The 13,112-nt window shown below is 60.2% G+C and carries 11 protein-coding genes; 8 read left to right on the top strand and 3 right to left on the bottom strand.

What is annotated here, in order from left to right:
- The first annotated feature begins 8 nt into the window (after window positions 1-8).
- The 5 genes from M9Q49_RS06435 (at window position 9) to M9Q49_RS06415 (ending at window position 5,875) form a co-directional block, all read left to right on the top strand.
- Window positions 9-1,985, top strand: coding sequence for a PDZ domain-containing protein (locus M9Q49_RS06435; protein ID WP_254507887.1), 1,977 nt, complete (start codon window positions 9-11; stop codon window positions 1,983-1,985).
- Between the two features lie 26 nt (window positions 1,986-2,011).
- Window positions 2,012-2,200, top strand: coding sequence for a hypothetical protein (locus M9Q49_RS06430; protein WP_254507886.1), 189 nt, complete (start codon window positions 2,012-2,014; stop codon window positions 2,198-2,200).
- Between the two features lie 176 nt (window positions 2,201-2,376).
- Window positions 2,377-2,736, top strand: coding sequence for a hypothetical protein (locus tag M9Q49_RS06425; protein ID WP_254507885.1), 360 nt, complete (start codon window positions 2,377-2,379; stop codon window positions 2,734-2,736).
- A gap of 77 nt (window positions 2,737-2,813) precedes the next feature.
- On the top strand, window positions 2,814-4,316 hold the full coding sequence (gene glpK, locus M9Q49_RS06420; protein ID WP_254507884.1) for a glycerol kinase GlpK: 1,503 nt from the start codon (window positions 2,814-2,816) through the stop codon (window positions 4,314-4,316).
- Window positions 4,313-5,875 carry a glycerol-3-phosphate dehydrogenase/oxidase gene (locus M9Q49_RS06415; RefSeq protein ID WP_254507883.1) on the top strand — a complete coding sequence of 521 codons (1,563 nt, stop codon included), beginning with the start codon at window positions 4,313-4,315 and terminating at the stop codon, window positions 5,873-5,875. Before glpK ends, M9Q49_RS06415 begins: the two co-directional genes overlap by 4 nt.
- Here M9Q49_RS06415 and M9Q49_RS06410 read toward each other — a convergent pair.
- The 3 genes from M9Q49_RS06410 to M9Q49_RS06400 all read right to left on the bottom strand — a co-directional run bounded on the left by M9Q49_RS06410 (window position 5,872) and on the right by M9Q49_RS06400 (window position 9,001).
- Window positions 5,872-6,603, bottom strand: a complete 732-nt coding sequence (locus M9Q49_RS06410; RefSeq protein ID WP_254507882.1) for a carboxylesterase family protein — start codon at window positions 6,601-6,603, stop codon at window positions 5,872-5,874. The genes M9Q49_RS06415 and M9Q49_RS06410 overlap by 4 nt on opposite strands.
- Window positions 6,579-7,571, bottom strand: coding sequence for a hypothetical protein (locus tag M9Q49_RS06405; RefSeq protein ID WP_254507881.1), 993 nt, complete (start codon window positions 7,569-7,571; stop codon window positions 6,579-6,581). The genes M9Q49_RS06410 and M9Q49_RS06405 overlap by 25 nt, the downstream gene beginning before the upstream one ends.
- A gap of 125 nt (window positions 7,572-7,696) precedes the next feature.
- Window positions 7,697-9,001: a hypothetical protein gene (locus tag M9Q49_RS06400; RefSeq protein ID WP_254507880.1), complete on the bottom strand. Its 1,305-nt coding sequence runs from the start codon at window positions 8,999-9,001 to the stop codon at window positions 7,697-7,699.
- A 483-nt stretch (window positions 9,002-9,484) separates the two neighbouring features.
- Between M9Q49_RS06400 and M9Q49_RS06395 the strand changes: the two genes are divergently transcribed.
- The 3 genes from M9Q49_RS06395 (at window position 9,485) to cls (ending at window position 13,111) form a co-directional block, all read left to right on the top strand.
- Window positions 9,485-10,927 carry a DUF1501 domain-containing protein gene (locus tag M9Q49_RS06395; RefSeq protein ID WP_254507879.1) on the top strand — a complete coding sequence of 481 codons (1,443 nt, stop codon included), beginning with the start codon at window positions 9,485-9,487 and terminating at the stop codon, window positions 10,925-10,927.
- 156 nt (window positions 10,928-11,083) lie between these two features.
- A complete protein-coding gene (locus tag M9Q49_RS06390) occupies window positions 11,084-11,536 on the top strand; it encodes a hypothetical protein (protein WP_254507878.1) in 453 nt (150 codons plus the stop codon).
- 114 nt (window positions 11,537-11,650) lie between these two features.
- Entirely contained in the window at window positions 11,651-13,111 is a 1,461-nt protein-coding gene (cls, locus tag M9Q49_RS06385) for a cardiolipin synthase (RefSeq protein ID WP_254507877.1), read from the top strand.
- Window position 13,112 lies beyond the last annotated feature (1 nt).

Here is a 13,112-nt window from a genome sequence, read left to right as displayed (position 1 = left end):
GCCGACGCATGACTGTTCGCCAATTATTGCCGCTGTTTGCTGGTCTGCTGCTGGGATGGTTTTCCGCCACCGCCGGTGCACAAGACGATCCGTTCGAGCAGGAAGAAAAGGCCATCACGGCCGCAGCGCAAAAAGTCGCGTCTTGCGTGGTGCGAATCGAAACGGTCGGCGGCTTGGAAAAAGTCGGCAAGGTGTTCGTCGCCAGCGGCCCGACAACCGGCCTGATCGTCGATGCCGACGGCTACATTATTTCGAGCGCCTACAGCTTCGTCCAAAAGCCGACGTCAATCCTCGTAACACTGCCCAGCGGTAGCCGCGCCGCGGCCACGATCGTGGCCCGCGATCACGCGCGCATGCTCGTGCTGCTAAAGGTGACCACGAACGAAAAACTCCCCACGCCCACCGCCGTGCCGCGGAGTGAAATGCTGGTCGGTCAATGGACCATCGCTGTCGGTCGCACATTCGATGCGACGCAGCTGAGCATGTCGGCGGGCATCCTGAGTGCGAAGGAGCGGATCTGGAGCAAGGCCATTCAAACCGATGCCAAGATCTCGCCGACGAACTACGGCGGACCGCTCGTCGATATTCAAGGCCGCGTGCTCGGCGTTCTCGCGCCGCTGTCGCCGCAAGGTGGTGGCGGCGAACTCGGCGGCGCCGAATGGTACGACTCCGGCATCGGCTTCGCGGTGCCGCTCGTCGACATTCAGCGGCACCTGTCGACGCTCAAGAGTGGCAAGGATTTGTATCCTGGCCTCATCGGCATTTCGCTCAAGCCGGGCGACATCTACGTTCTCCCCGCCGAGATCGTCGCGGTGCCGCCGAATTCTCCTGCTGCAAAAGCAGGCCTGAAGGCCGGCGATGTGATCACTTCGATCGACGGCCAACCGATCGTTCGTCAGGCTCAGCTGAAACATGCGTTCGGCCCCAAATACGCGGGCGAAAAGGTCAAGCTGACCGTCACGCGCAAAATCGATAACGACCACAAGCAACTCGACTTCGAAGCCGAACTGACCGACGAGTTGATTCCCTACGAGCATCCGTTCTTCGGCGTGCTGCCGATGCGCGGCGGCGGGGCGAAAGGGATCGGCGTGCGGTATGTCTTTCCAGGTTCACCCGCTGCGGAGATGGGGCTGAACGCTGGCGATCGCATCGTTGCGCTCGCCGGACTCGATGTCGAGAATGTCGCGGCGACGCAGCAATTCATCAGCAGCCGAGAGCTCGGCAGCAAGCTCGAGGTGAAATGGCTGCGCGGCGACGAAGAGAAGAATGGCGAACTGAAGCTCGCCAAATTCAACGCCGATGTACCTCAGGATTTGCCATCGGCAGTCAGCGGCGACTTGCCCCAGCCGGCCGAAAAAGCGGCGACCGGAATCGTGGAAATCAAATTGCCCGAGGAAAAGAACAACTGCCTCGCGCTCGTTCCCGAAAACTATCATCCGCAAGTGCCTCAGGGAGTGCTGGTGTATCTGCCGCCGCCGGGACCATCCGACAAGGAGAAACTCTCGCTGCGATTCAAATCGCTCGCGGAGAAAAATCAGGTCATCGTCCTCGTGCCGCAATCAGCCGATCCGAAAAAGTGGGATCCCACGGAAAGCGGCTTCATTCGCAAGGCGCTCGAGGATCTCAGTGCGCACTATACGATCGACCCGACGCGTGTGGCCAGCTTCGGTGCCGAAGCCGGTGGCACGATGGCGTTTCTCACGGCAGCCGAGCACCGCGACAAGTTTCGCGGTGTCGCCGTCGCCGAGGGGAGCCCTCCCGCCCGCATGAAAGCGCCGGAGACCGATCCCGTCAACCGCCTGGCGGTCTTCCTGGCCGCCGCAGCCAAGTCGCCACACAAAGGCGTGCTCGACGCTGCCGCGGCCAAACTAAAAGAATCTAAGTTCCCAGTCACCGAGCACAGTCTGGGTGACGCAGTCCGTTCGTTCGACGCCAACGACGACGCCCAGTTGTTCCGTTGGCTGGATGGTCTCGATCGATTTTAGCATTCGTTGAATGGATTGCAGCGAACATGATCGTGAACCCTTACGAGTCGCCGCAGCCGGCCGAACCACCGCCCGAAGTCGTCGCCGAACCGCGGCCCGTCTGGCTCGACACGCTCTATCTTGTGGTCACTGCGTTCTCAGTCGTCTTGCTCATTCCCGCGGTGATCGTGCTGGTGATTCTGATCGGCGTGCAATTTGGCAACGGCAGCTGGTGAAGGATTGTCACAGCGTGGATTTGAGTTCTCATGACTCTTTCAAATGATCCATCCGATGTGAATCCATACGCGTCACCGGCGGTCGTCGATGACCGATTGCCGCTGGAGACTAGCGGTGATACTCGCGCGTTGTTGCAGCAATTTCGTTCGCAGATACATGGGCTGGGGGGCTTTGGATGTTGGTCGGAGTCGTTGTTTCGGCAATCAGCTTTCCTCTCCTAAGCGGTCAGCTCTTTACCCGTGGCGACACCTTACTTCAATTCGAAGTAGTTGGCCTGATCCTATTGATTTGCGCTGGACTGTGGTTTGTTGCCGGGCTGATGACGATTTTCAAGCAACTCTGGGCTGTTTATCTAGGACTTGTGGGAAGTTACTTGGCCCTCATATTGTTCGCGGTCGTCGGCATCGCGTCCTTCGCACCCGCCGCCTTAGTCCCATTGATGTTCTTCGTCATCGCCATTGTGCAGAGTCACCGCGTGATCGCGTGGGCGAAGGATTTGCTGAACCGCGGCATTTCACTCGCGACGCGGCCGTAATCGGCGCATGTCCCCAGTCACCGCCGCATGTTAAAACGTGCTGATCCACTCTTAGCACTATCACGCGGAACCTCTCCATGCCGCACATCCTCGCTCTCGATGCGGGCACTACCAGCTGCCGGGCGATCGTTTTTGACAAGCAAGGGAGCATCATTGCCGTTGCTCAAAAGGAATTCGCTCAGCATTTTCCCAAGCCCGGCTGGGTCGAGCACGATGCGCTCGAAATCTGGTCGACGCAAATCGGCGTCGCTGCCGAAGCCATCGCGCAGGCCCGCCTGAAAGCCGGCGATGTGCAAGCCATCGGCATCACCAATCAGCGGGAAACCACCGTTATCTGGGATCGCGCGACCGGCCAGCCGATTCACCATGCGATTGTCTGGCAGGACCGACGCACTTCGCCGCTGTGCGATCAATTAAAATCGCAGGGCAAAGAGCAACTCATTCAAGAGCGGACCGGCCTCTTGATTGACGCTTATTTTTCCGCCACCAAGATCGCCTGGCTGTTGCAAAATGTTCCGGGCGCCCGCGAGCGCGCCGAGAAAGGCGAACTCGCCTTCGGCACGATCGATACCTGGCTGGTCTGGAAGCTGACGCATGGCAAACAGCATGTGACCGACGTGACCAACGCGTCGCGGACCATGCTCTACAACATTCACACCGGCCAGTGGGATGCGGAGCTGCTCCAGCTCTTCGGCATTCCGGCGAGCTTGTTGCCCGAGGTTCGTTCATCGAGTGAAATCTACGGCGAAGTGGCCAGCGGTTTGCTCGGCTCGCAGGCGACGCCGATCGCGGGAATCGCCGGCGATCAACAGGCGGCTCTCTTCGGCCAGCTGTGTCTGCAGCCGGGGCAAACCAAGACGACGTATGGCACCGGCTGTTTCATGCTGCAGAGCACGGGCGAAAAAGTCCTGCCGTCGCACAATCGTTTGCTCACAACGGTCGCTTGTCGGCGAAACGAGCAGACGACATACGCTCTCGAGGGAAGCGTTTTCATCGGCGGCGCTGTCGTGCAATGGCTGCGCGATGGCTTGGAGATCATCCGCAAGAGTAGCGATGTATCGCAACTCGCGGCGTCGGTCCCCGATAGCGGCGGCGTGTTCCTGGTGCCAGCTTTTGCCGGGCTGGGGGCTCCGCACTGGGATTCGGATGCGCGCGGCCTAATGATCGGCCTGACGCGCGGCAACACCAAGGCCCACATCGCGCGAGCCGCGGTCGAGTCGATCGCCTTTCAAGTGGCTGATCTGGTTGCGGCGATGCAGGCCGATTCGGGACTCGCGCTGCCGGAGATGCGGGTCGACGGCGGAGCCTCGAAGGACGACCTGCTGATGCAATTTCAGGCCGACCTGCTCGGCGTGCCCCTCGTGCGGCCGGCGGAAACCGAAACGACGGCGCTCGGAGCCGCATATCTGGCTGGCCTCGCAGTCGGGCTGTGGGCAGGAACCGACGAGCTCGTGGCAGCGCAAAAAATCGACCGCCGTTACGAACCGCAGATGCCGCGCGAACAGGCCGCGGCCTTGCGGAAGCAGTGGCAGCGAGCCGTGGAGCGCAGCAAGCAGTGGAACACCGGTGACGAAGCATGAATCGTGACTCGATGCGCCGAGAGGTTTTTGATTCCGCCGAGCCGTGGGACCTTGTCATCATCGGCGGCGGCGCGACGGGCGTCGGCACGGCCGTCGACTCGGCGGCGCGCGGTTATCGCACGCTACTGCTTGAGCAACACGACTTCGGCAAGGGAACATCCACGCGCAGCACCAAGCTGGTGCATGGCGGCGTGCGGTATTTGCGACAAGGAAATGTCTCGCTCGTGCGCGAAGCGTTGCGCGAGCGAGGCCGCCTGCGGCAGAACGCGCCGCACATCGTGCACGATCTCCCCTTCATCGTGCCGAGCTATTCTTGGTGGGAAAAGTCGTACTACGGCCTTGGGCTGACGGTGTACGACTGGCTGGCCGGGAGCCTCGGCTTCAATCGCACGTATACACTGTCGCGGGCCGCGGCGCTCGCGAAAAATCCGAACCTCAAAACGGCGGGCCTCCGCGGCGGCGTGGTTTATTCCGATGGCCAGTTCGACGACGCGCGGCTGCTGATCAATCTCGCCGCGACGGCAGTGGAGCAAGGTGCGACGTTGCTCAACTATGCACGCGTCACCGCGATTCACAAGGATAGCAACGGCAAGGCGAACGGTGTTGACTTCGAAGACCTCGAGTCTGGGGAACGAAAATCGATCACTGCTCGCGCCGTCATCAACGCGACCGGCCCATTCTGCGATGGTGTTCGCCGGCTGGCGGATTCTGCGGCCACGAACATCGTCTCGCCCAGTCAGGGCGTGCATCTGGTTTTCGCCGGCTCGTTCCTGCCCAGCGACCACGCGATCATGGTGCCCGATACGCCCGACGGCCGCGTGCTGTTCGCCATTCCCTGGCATGGCCACACGCTGGTCGGCACGACCGATGTGCCGATCAACGACACGCCGCTTGAACCGCTGGCCACCGAGGCCGAGATCGACTTCATTCTCGAAACGGCCGGCCGTTACTTGGAACGGGCGCCGACGCGGACCGACATTCTCAGCATCTTTGCCGGCATTCGGCCGCTGGTGAAAAGTGGCGGAGGCAAGAACACCGCCGCCCTCTCGCGCGACCACACGATTCACATCGACGACTCGAACCTGCTGACGATCACCGGCGGCAAGTGGACCACCTATCGCAACATGGCCGAGGACTGCGTCAACCGCGCCGCCGCGCTCGCTGGTTTGCCGGCACGGGAGTGCGCTACCAAAGAACTGCACATTCACGGCTGGCTGGAAGTAACGAGCAAGCCAGCGCGCTTGGCGGTGTATGGCGCCGATGCAGCGGCGATTGAAAAGCTGATCCAGCAAGACGAGAAACTCGGCCGGCAACTCCATCCCGATCTGCCGATTGTCGCCGCCGAAGTCGTCTGGGCCGCGCGGCACGAAATGGCCCGCACGGTTGAAGACATCCTCGCGCGGCGAACGCGGGCCTTGTTTCTCAATGCCCGCGCTGCCATCGCCATGGCTGCTCCGGTGGCGGAACTGCTGGCCAGCGAACTTCGCAAGGACCAAGACTGGCAGCGCGACCAGGTAGAGTCATTTACCGCCGTGGCCCGCGGCTATCTAGTGGATTAATTCTTCTTCTGTTCTAGCAACCACTTATACAGCGCTAGATCGCCATACGCTTTCGTCCAGCAATCGTGGCCCGCATCGGGATCGATCGTGAGCTTCACTTTTTCGCCGCCCGCTTTCTTGATGGCATCGACCATCGTTTGGCTTAGCGCGACCGGCGAACCCGTGTCCTTCGCGCCGTGAAAAACCCAGATCGGCAGCGACACCAGTTTGTCGGCAGCCGTTTCGTTGCCTCGGCCGCACATGGGCACGGCGGCGGCAAACTTGCCGGGATTCGCGGCGATCATCGCCCATGTACCGCTGCCTCCCATGCTGAGGCCGGTCACATACAACCGCTTCTCATCACCCTGCTGCGCCGCGGCGACTTGATCGACCAGCTTCGTCAGCACGGCGGCATCCCAGCGTTTGTTGCTCGGGCATTGCGGCGAAATGGTGATGAACTGCCAATCTTCGTTGGTCGTACACACTTTCGGCGGGCCATGTTTCTTGACCACTTCGAGATCATCACCGCGCTCGCCCGAACCATGCATAAACAGCATCACGGGCAACTTCGTTTTGCCATCGTGGTTCTTCGGCAGATACAACCAGTAATGGAGCGTGGTCTCTTCGCCGGCGTCATCCTTGGTGGTGAACTGCTGCGCGACTTGCTTACCGGCAGCGGGTTCTTCGGCACGCACAGCCGCACCGCACGCCGCCGCGGCAACGATCAGGAACAAGCAGGAACGAAACATAGCTTGGCCTCGTGATACGAATGTTTGGTAGAAACGCAAACCGCTACCGGCGACTGAAAATCAGGCAGGCGGTTAATTTTCGGTTCTCCTGCAGCGGGAACCACCAGAGAAGCAACCACCAGCAGGATCAAGCCGACGAATCGCAGAGCATAGGCAACCTGCAGATAGAACGCAAATTTCGCGCAACCCTCGGGATCGGTGTACGCAATACCCGTGGTGCACACGCCAACCAGCATGAGCGAGAAACGAGTCGCGCCTTTGGGCATGGTCTCTTCGCTGATAAAAAAGATCAGCCAGATAGCGATGGCACTGATGATGACATCGCCGACGAGCGCGCCGATGGCCATCGCGGGGTTCTTCGGAATCACTTGTACAAAAACCCCGACGGCGGCAAACGCCACCAACAGAAAGTTGGCGACCACCAAGACCGTGCCCGTCCCTTTGAGCGCGACGTGCTGCGGAATGAGCGACATCACCAGGCCGAACAGAATGGCCGCTCCCAAGCCCGCGCCCAATATCCACACGGGCGTACCTTCTTGCGTCTTGGCCCGTTCGGCAATCGCATCTTCTTCGGCAGCGGCCCGGGCCCGCGCCATGAGCATGCCCGTGGCGTCGCCGCCATGGCCTCCGTGTCCGCCACCGGTGGCGGCTGGAGCCTCGTTGCTCATGCTGATGGTTTGCATTCGCTTGCCGAGCTTGGTGTTGAAGCCGCACTTCACGCAAATGACCGCATTGGGCGCCATCGGCGCCGAACAACTGGGGCAGCGGCCCTGACTCTCGTCGCGCGCCTTCAGACCCAAACCATCGAATAAGTCGGCATTTTCGTGCGGCACGGCGGGGGCCGCCGGCGCTTGCGGCCGTGGAATGGTGAGGGGCTGCTTGCACTTCGGACAAGCCACGGTTCGGCCGGCTAGTTCATCCTTCGCGGCGAAGGAGGCACCACAGGCACAGGTTGCTTTAATGGGCATAAATCAATTAACGGCGAGAGCACAAGTGGAATGCACGATCGGAACGCACAGCCGAGAAAAGTACAGCCGTTTCATCTTAGTCGGGAAGCCGCCAAAGAACCACGCGTCGGCCCCCGTCGACGACGTCAGCCGGACGTTTCACTAGGGGACGATGGATACGGCATGCCGAATTCTCGTTTCGAGGGTGGCGTCATTTGGCGAACGGTGACGATCGGCATGCCGGTATTTCGCGCCATGAATTCCGGCGAGGGGAATTGCCGGAACGGCGTTCCCTGGGGCGTTTCTCGGGAGGGCGCTTCTCGGGAGGGCGAGGCTCCTGCCGAGCCGTGGTCGGAGGCCGGTTGATTTCCTTCCGCTCGATTGCTGTTCTCATTCGATGGATTGGTTTCACTGGCGGCGGCTGGTTCACCGGCGCGGCTCCGCGGGAGCGTCGCCCTCCCGGGGATTGACCCTGTTATATATAACAGGTTATCACGTTTTTCTTTTGTCGTAACACACTGTTGTTCAACATCTTGAGACGATTCACTTCCGTTTTCGTATAACCTTTTATAACAGCCACTAACGGGTGGGTCGCAAACTTCTGCACAGTCTTCGCTCAGGGAGGGCGAGGCTCCCGCCGAGCCGTGGTCGCAGGCCGATTGATATTCCTCCGCGCGATCATCGTTCGCCGTCGATTGATTGGCTCCACCGGCGTCAGCCGGTTCACCGGCGCGGCTCCGCGGGAGCGTCGCCCTCCCGACATCCGGTTGATTGGCTCCATCGGCAGCAAGCTGCGCGTTGCGCGCTGCCATCTCATTCCCCCACGCCCCCGGAATTCCTTCGTCGCCGGGCGTGTCGAACATGCCCAGCATCGTGCGGCGTTTCACTTCGCGATTGACGGCTTCGTCTTTCAGCACCGGTTCCCACACGCGGCCCGCCGTCGAGGCATCGACCTCGCCGCGGCCGTTGAAACCCTCGAACGCCGACAGCTCTTTCATCGCGATGATGACGCACTTCCACAGCCGAGCGTCGCCGTTTTGCGATTGCACTTCGGGGTCGGGAACCGACTCGCCCTTGACCATCTTCGTCTTGCGAATGGTTCGCGGTTTGCGCGAAGCCTCCCACGCCGAGAGGGCCTCTTCGTACATCTTGTCGAGTCGCATTTTGTGGAGCCGCGAGACGGCGCGCAGCCGATCGGCCCGTGGCAACTCTGCGAAATCCTTCGCGACGGGCTGCGACAACCAAAGCTCGACGCGCGTGATAATTTTGCTCACCCGCGGCTGCGTGAGGCCGTACTTACTGCCGACCTCCGTCTGCGATCGGCCGTCGACACGCACCTCGTGAAAAATCCTCTTATCGCGCTCGCTCACGTGCATCGGCTTGAGGATGTCCTTTTCCTTTTTTGGCTTGCTGTCAGGTTTCTGCCCTTCGATTTTTCGATCCTCGGCCATGACTCTGCCCCTCGTTTTGGAAACTGAAAATCCACGACGCGACGTCCCACTAGAGGAGAGTAGTGGCTGGTTGTCCACTAGTTTTTTGACGATATTTTTCGTGTGCCACTGGCTCGTTGGCCAGTGCCGATTGGCGAGGGGGAGGGGCTCTCTTGAGCCAACGTAAACCTCGCGAATTTTGGCACGAGGTGATCTCGTCATCCAACGGTTGTTCGGCAACGACCATCTGAAAACGACCGTTGGTTCGCCAGATAACCTCTTGCCAAAACGGCCAGTGTCGCCGTTGAGCCGAGCTGCCGACGTTCCCTCGCCAATCCAGCACTGGCTCTGGCCAGTGGCACCCCTGAAAGGACTTACGGCAAACTCTTTGCGGCTGGCCGCAGAAAATTACGTTGCAATTCAGCCCGCCAACCGATAAATAAAAGAGGTTGGATGCACCCCACCTTTCTCGCTTATTCCTTCCCACCCGGAGCGAGCCTGCAAATGCTGTCACACCGCGAATGGCAACGGATGAGTCTGGCGCGAGCGTGTTCGGAACTGCGCGAGCAAACGACGAGCGAACGGTCGCTCACGCGGCGGGGTTTTGTGCATGCAGGCGTGCTCGGCACGGCGGGTTTGTCGCTGGCCAATCTGTTGCGGAGCGAAGCCGCAGCGGCCGAGCAGAAGGCCGATCCCAAAAGTGGTCATCAGGCCCGCACCAAGCAAAAGAACAACGTCATCATTCTCTGGATGCGCGGCGGGCCCAGCCATATTGATATGTGGGACCCCAAGCCGGACGCGCCCGAGGAATTTCGCGGCGAGTTCGGCACGATCAATACCAACGTGCCGGGCATTCAAGTGACCGACATGCTCCCCATGACTGCCAAGATCATGGACAAGTGGTCGATCATCCGCAGCTTGAATCATCTCGACGCGGGGCACAGCACTGGCGACCAGATGTGCTTTACCGGTTACGGGCCGGGGCTCAATCCAGATGAGAACAAGCATCCGAGTTGCGGCGCGTATGTGGCCGAGCAACTGGGCGGGCTCAATCCCAAGGTGCCCGCGTATGTGATGATTCCCAAGATGGTGCCAGGCACGGGCTCGGCCTATTTGGGCGTGGCCAACAAGCCGTTCGAAACCGGCGCCGATCCGGCGCAGACCGGGCCGTTTCAGGTGCAGAATTTTGTGCTGGCCGAGGGCTTGTCGGTCGAGCGACTCGATTCGCGGCGGCAACTGCTAACCGGGCTCGATACGCTGAAGAGGGGCGTCGATGCCAGCGGCCGGATGGACGGCGTCGATCGGTTCGGTCAGAAGGCCGTCGATATGCTCCTCTCGCCCGAGGCACAAAAGGCTTTTGATCTCGATTCAGAACCGGCAGCACTCCGCGAGAAGTATGGCTTTGCGCCGGCCTTTGATCCGGGCGATCCGACACGCTGCGGCGCTCCGGCGTGGAGCCAACGGATGTTGCTCGCGCGACGACTCGTCGAAGCCGGCGTGCGACTGGTGACCGTCGATCTCCGCTGGTGGGATACGCACGTGCAAGGCTTCGATTCGCTCCGCCGCGGATTTCTGCCGCGCTGGGACCAGGCCTACACCGCGCTGATCAACGACCTGCAGGAGCGCGGCTTGCTCGAAACGACACTGGTCGTGGCTTGGGGCGAATTCGGCCGCACGCCGCGGGTGAACAACAACGCGGGCCGCGATCATTATCCGAACGTCTTCAGCGCCGCTCTCGCCGGCGGCAAAGTGAAAGGTGGCCGCGTCGTCGGCTCGTCCGATGCCAAGGGAGCTTTTCCGAAAGACAACCCAAAACCGCCGCACGATGTGCTCGCCACAATCTACGATCATCTCGGCATCGACACGGCGCGCAACTATCTGAACGACAGCGGCCGGCCGATTCGGCTGTTGCCTTATGGTGAACCGATTCGGGAATTCTTTGTTTAGATGCCTAACGAAGAAATTCAATTCGCTCCCTCGACTCGCACTGCCGATTCGCTGGGAGCGCTCCATCTCGAATCTCGCCCCGGCCGAGAAAATCTGATCGCAGGAATTATCATTGCGATACTCTTAATCCTGGGTGGAATAGTCATCGCAGTTTTCATGCTGGTGCAGCTGTTTCATCCGGCTGGCAATCGGCCTGATGGAATCGGCAACTGGATCGGAGCAGTGGTATCGGTCGTGTTCGGCGTGCTTATCGCCCTTGGCGGCACCTACATGCTCTGGCGAATCATGACTTTGTTCTCCTTCCGAGTGCGCATCTATAAGTTGGGGTTCGCGGTGCTCGATCAAGGCGAGGAAACGATTTTTGCCTACGACGAAATATTGAAGGTCCAAGAAGCGATCGTTCACGAGCATCTACCCATTGTAAAGGGACCGGCCAAGCGGTTGATGCCGACAAGGACAGCGGCTTTCTATTCAGTCACTCGCCGTGATGGGGTAGTCTTCAGTTTCGACGAAAATCTGATGCCCCACATCTCGTGGCTGGCCGGGCCGCTGAAGATGGCAGCCGCAGAACATCAATTCGACTGGTACCGCACAGAAGAGATAGGCTGAAGCAGGTGAATCTTCAGCCTCGCGATAACCTTCGCCACGGGAAACGATTCTACAAGCTATACTTGCAGTGCGGCACACTTATCTGCTTTTCGTCTGACGAACTGAATCTCCCGAATGTTCGACGAGCTTTGGAATCTTCTCAAATGGGCCTGGCCGTTTTTTCTCGCCGGCCTCGATCTGGCCATTGTCATCATGGCTTCGGCGCATGTGGTGCTGACCAAGCGTGACAATCGCGCTGCGCTCGGCTGGATCGGCGTGATTTGGTTGGCGCCGATCATCGGTTCGATTTTGTATTTCACCTTTGGCATCAACCGGATTCGTCGCAAGGCTCGCAAGCTGCGGCGAAAAGAGTCGAAGCATCAGCGGCTGCAAATCGAGCAGGCTGCCACGCATGAATTGCAGCAGGTGCTGGAAGAAGATGCCTTGCATTTGATGTCGCTGAATGAGTTTGTCTTTGGCCTGAGTGGTTCGCCGCTGTTGCCGGGCAATACCGTCACGCCGCTGCACTGCGGCGATGAAGCGTACGCACGCATGCTGGCGTCGATCGAAGCGGCGCAACATTCGATTACGCTGTGCACCTATATCTTCGACAACGATGCAGCCGGGCGGGAGTTTTCGGATGCGCTGGCCCGGGCCGTGGCGCGCGGCGTGGATGTGCGGGTGCTGATCGACGATGTGGGGACGCGTTACAGTTGGCCGTCGATCAAGGGTGAGTTGCGAAAAGGGAAGGTGCCGTTCAACACGTTTCTGCCGACGCTCGTGCCGTGGCAGTTGCATTACACCAATTTGCGAAACCACCGCAAGATTCTGGTGGTCGACGGCAGGATCGGTTTTACCGGCGGCATGAATATTCGCGCGGGGCATCGGCTCGATCCGCCGAGCAAGCATCCGGTGCGCGACCTGCATTTTGAATTTCACGGCCCGGTCGTTTCTCAGCTGCAAGAATGTTTCGTTGGCGATTGGGAATTCGCGACCGGCGAGTTGCTCGAAGGGAAGCTCTGGTTCCCCGCGATTCATCCGCACGGCCCGGCGCTCTGCCGCGGCATTCCCGACGGTCCCGATTCCCGCCGCGATTTGATTCGCTTCACACTATTGGCCGCGATCAATTCGGCGCAGCGATCGCTGACGGTCGTCACGCCGTACTTTTTGCCCGATTTGACGATCATCACCGCGCTGAATGTCGCCGCGATGCGCGGCGTGCATGTGAGCATTTTGCTGCCGGAGAAAAACAACCTGGCCCTCGTGCAATGGGCATCGACCGCGCAGTTGTGGCAAGTGCTGGAGCGCGGCTGCGAGGTCTATCTCACCAAGCCGCCGTTCGATCATACGAAGATCGTCCTCGTCGACGACGCCTGGTCCTTCGTCGGCTCGGCCAACTGGGACGCTCGCAGCTTGCGACTCAATTTTGAATTCAACGTCGAATGCTACGACCTCGATCTGGCCGCAAATCTGAACGGCCTGATCCGCACGAAGCTGAGCACGGCGAAAAAGATCACGCTGAAGGACGTCGACTCGCGACCACTGCTCATCCGCATTCGAGATGGCATCGCGCGGTTGGCGACGCCCTATTTGTAAC

This window comes from Anatilimnocola floriformis (assembly GCF_024256385.1).
GTDB lineage: Bacteria > Planctomycetota > Planctomycetia > Pirellulales > Pirellulaceae > Anatilimnocola > Anatilimnocola floriformis.
This window is presented reverse-complemented; position numbering and strand designations above follow the sequence as displayed.

Bases quoted from the DNA above. Each gene is read 5' to 3' on its own strand.
- cls (WP_254507877.1), top strand. From the start codon at position 11,651: ATGTTCGACGAGCTTTGGAATCTTCTCAAATGGGCCTGGCCGTTTTTT.
- M9Q49_RS06415 (WP_254507883.1), top strand. From the start codon at position 4,313: ATGAATCGTGACTCGATGCGCCGAGAGGTTTTTGATTCCGCCGAGCCG.
- M9Q49_RS06390 (WP_254507878.1), top strand. From the start codon at position 11,084: ATGCTGGTGCAGCTGTTTCATCCGGCTGGCAATCGGCCTGATGGAATC.
- M9Q49_RS06425 (WP_254507885.1), top strand. From the start codon at position 2,377: ATGTTGGTCGGAGTCGTTGTTTCGGCAATCAGCTTTCCTCTCCTAAGC.
- M9Q49_RS06410 (WP_254507882.1), bottom strand. From the start codon at position 6,603: ATGTTTCGTTCCTGCTTGTTCCTGATCGTTGCCGCGGCGGCGTGCGGT.
- M9Q49_RS06430 (WP_254507886.1), top strand. From the start codon at position 2,012: ATGATCGTGAACCCTTACGAGTCGCCGCAGCCGGCCGAACCACCGCCC.
- M9Q49_RS06405 (WP_254507881.1), bottom strand. From the start codon at position 7,571: ATGCCCATTAAAGCAACCTGTGCCTGTGGTGCCTCCTTCGCCGCGAAG.
- M9Q49_RS06435 (WP_254507887.1), top strand. From the start codon at position 9: ATGACTGTTCGCCAATTATTGCCGCTGTTTGCTGGTCTGCTGCTGGGA.
- M9Q49_RS06400 (WP_254507880.1), bottom strand. From the start codon at position 9,001: ATGGCCGAGGATCGAAAAATCGAAGGGCAGAAACCTGACAGCAAGCCA.
- glpK (WP_254507884.1), top strand. From the start codon at position 2,814: ATGCCGCACATCCTCGCTCTCGATGCGGGCACTACCAGCTGCCGGGCG.
- M9Q49_RS06395 (WP_254507879.1), top strand. From the start codon at position 9,485: ATGCTGTCACACCGCGAATGGCAACGGATGAGTCTGGCGCGAGCGTGT.